The organism is Phormidium sp. CCY1219 (genome assembly GCF_035615515.1).
Classification (GTDB): Bacteria; Cyanobacteriota; Cyanobacteriia; order Cyanobacteriales; family Laspinemataceae; genus CCY1219.
Genome location: NZ_JAJENT010000442.1, coordinates 1 through 2,957, shown reverse-complemented (window position 1 = coordinate 2,957; position 2,957 = coordinate 1). Strand labels below are relative to the sequence as shown.

At 51.2% G+C, this 2,957-nt stretch carries 3 protein-coding genes; 2 read left to right on the top strand and 1 reads right to left on the bottom strand.

What is annotated here, in order from left to right; genetic code table 11:
- Positions 1 to 70: 70 nt before the first annotated feature.
- Both LKK83_RS10355 and LKK83_RS10350 read left to right on the top strand, forming a co-directional pair.
- Positions 71 to 463: a DUF2283 domain-containing protein gene (locus tag LKK83_RS10355; RefSeq protein WP_324631016.1), complete on the top strand. Its 393-nt coding sequence runs from the start codon at positions 71 to 73 to the stop codon at positions 461 to 463.
- 64 nt (positions 464 to 527) lie between these two features.
- Positions 528 to 1,307 (top strand): Uma2 family endonuclease, encoded by a 780-nt coding sequence (locus LKK83_RS10350; protein ID WP_324631015.1) that lies wholly within the window; start codon positions 528 to 530, stop codon positions 1,305 to 1,307.
- A gap of 162 nt (positions 1,308 to 1,469) precedes the next feature.
- Here LKK83_RS10350 and trmFO read toward each other — a convergent pair whose 3' ends face one another.
- Positions 1,470 to 2,816, bottom strand: a complete 1,347-nt coding sequence (gene trmFO / locus LKK83_RS10345; RefSeq protein WP_442957301.1) for an FADH(2)-oxidizing methylenetetrahydrofolate--tRNA-(uracil(54)-C(5))-methyltransferase TrmFO — start codon at positions 2,814 to 2,816, stop codon at positions 1,470 to 1,472.
- Between the last annotated feature and the right edge of the window lie 141 nt (positions 2,817 to 2,957).

Here is a 2,957-nt window from a genome sequence, read left to right as displayed (position 1 = left end):
GGGGGAGAACTCCTCCCTACGCATAAATGACGAGGGTTTCCGTTCTCCCCCTTACCAACCCTAATTTCTGATGAAAATTAGCTATAATCCCGAAACCGATGTTTTGAATATATATTTCCAAGACACTCCCGTGGAAAAAAGAGACCGCGAACAACCCGAGCGGATTCTAGATTATGACAAAAATGGGAATTTGGTGAGACTAGAAATTCTTAATGCTTCCCAGCGGATTGCCAATTCTCACATGGTTGAATATTCTGTGATTTTACCAAAGGGTGAATCGAATTCTCGCCCCGTCACCGAAGAGTCAAAAACGCTATCGTTAAGCGATCGCCGTACTTTTATGCAATTGCCTTTAGCCGAACGTCGCCGCATTTTGGCAGCACAAGCTGAGGCAATGGTGGAGCATTACGAACGAGACACAGAATGGCGCGAACTTCAAGGGGGTGACATTATTGACTACTAATTCTCCGGTGCCTAAATCTGTATGAGTTACAATCAAAAGTAACACCAATTTATGAGAGAATAGTATGACAGAAACCGCAAACAAAACCGATTTACCGCCCTTTTTCCCAGATCGCACCCAATTACCCGAATCTGATGGTACGTTTGTGCAAAATTTTCAAGAATATCCTCAAAGCCTCCTGCTTACCGACTCTCTCACTTCCACCCTACAACGCCTCCATCCCGACGGATATTATTGCATCGGTCAGGATTGCGGGATTTATTGGCGCGAAACCGAACCCCCAGAAAAGGGTGCAGAGGCCCCCGACTGGTTTTACGTAGGCAATGTACCGCCGAAATTACAAGGGCAATATCGCCGTTCTTATGTGATTTGGCGCGAACATATTGCACCGACTATTGTGTTAGAATTTGCCTCCGGAGATGGTAGGGAACAACGAGACAGAACTCCATTATATCGCCGTGGCGAAGAAGTGACCAAACCCGGGAAGTTTTGGGTGTACGAGCAGATTATTCGGGCACCTTATTATGGGATTTTTTCAATTCGAGATAACAGCTTGGAGGTTTATCACCACGTAGATGGATTTTATCAGGCAATGACGCCAAACGATCGCGGCCATTATCCGATTCCGCCGATGCAAGTGGAATTGGGAGTTTGGGAAGGAACCTATCAAAACCAAACCCAACACTGGTTGCGCTGGTGGGATTTGGAAGGGAATCTGTTGCTTATCGGTCAGGAAGAAGCGCAACAGGAACGGCAAAAGCGCCAGCAGTTAGAGGAGAAACTGCGATCGCTTTCTCCCGAACAACTGGCAACGTTGGGAATTGATTTGGATGCGATCGGCTAAATCGCCATCCATTGCCGATCCGACTCGGCGGTGAGGCTAAACCACCGCCGGTTAAACCACCGCTTGCTTTCCAGGGCACCCTCACCTATCATAGAGAAAATTATTAACGTTTAAACGCCTACCGTCAGAACGCGGCAGTGCCGCGTTCTCACGTTATCTTAATCAAGCAGCCACAGAGAGCTTGAGGACCTCGCGGCACCAGGTACGCAAATCGGCCAAAGACCGATCGCGATACTTCCCATAGCGCTCTCGCTTATTCTTCACCTTCCGCTCCAACTGTGGCACAATGCCAAAATTTGGCGGCATTGGTTGATAGTGCTTTGGCGAAGCAGAACTAATAAACTCGAACAACGCGCCCATCATCGTCGTTCCCGGTAACTGCACCGTTTCCAATCCCAACGCCAAGCGGGCCGCATTGGTGCCGGCCAACCATCCACCGGCAGCCGCCGCCGTATAACCTTCGGTACCGATCAGTTGTCCCGCCGCTAACACCGTAGGGCGCTGCTTAAACTGTAAACTCGCCTCGAGCAACTGCGGGGAATTAATAAACGTATTGCGGTGCATGACGCCCATGCGGACGAATTCGGCATTTTCCAACCCGGGAATCGAGCGAAACACGCGCTTTTGTTCCCCCCAGCGCAGGTTAGTTTGGAAGCCCACCATATTCCACAATTGGCCTGCTTTATCTTCCTGACGCAATTGAACCACCGCATAGAAGCGATCGCCGGTGCGCCCGTCGGTGAGACCCACGGGTTTCAGCGGTCCGTAGCGCATGGTATCTTCCCCGCGCTTGGCCATTTCCTCAATCGGCAAACAGCCTTCAAAAAACTTCGCCGATTCCCGCTCAAACTCCTTCACTTCTGCTTGTTCGGCATTACATAATTCCTGCCAAAACTGCAAATATTCCTCCCGATTCATCGGACAATTCAGATAATCCGCATCGCCTTTGTCGTAGCGGGAGGCGCGAAAGGCAATCTCGCGATTTATCGATTCGCCCACCACAATTGGACTGGCAGCATCGAAGAAACTCATATACTCCATTCCGGTAAAGCGCTGCAAATCCTCGGCGAGGGCTGCACTGGTGAGCGGACCGCTGGTCAGCACCACGATGCCTTCCCGGGGAATTTCCCTCACTTCCTCGCGCCGCAGTTCGATTAACGGGTGATTGGCCAAAGTGGCGGTTAAATCGGCACTAAACACGCCGCGATCCACCGCCAGGGCACCGCCGGCAGGCACTTCATGTTCGTCGGCTTTGCCGATGACGATCGAATCGAGTTGGCGCAGTTCTTCGTGCAATAACCCCGCCGCCCGATCGCTGGCTTTCGCACCAAACGAGTTACTGCACACCAATTCGGCAAAATGTTCCGTATGATGTGCCGGGGTCATCTGTTGCGGACGCATTTCGTGCAGCACCACCGGCACCCCTGCCCGGGCGATTTGCCATGCAGCTTCGGTACCGGCGAGTCCCGCACCAATTACGTAAACGGGAGTTTGTGGATGATTCATCATCGAAAATTAGGGTTGGTAAAGGGACGGATGGAAACCCCTGTCATTCATGCACGGGGAGGAATCTGTCCCCTTACACAAACAGCAGCCCAACAGGGCTTCAATTGAAGCAATATTGATAACCATCTTTCCCCTGTACGCGGC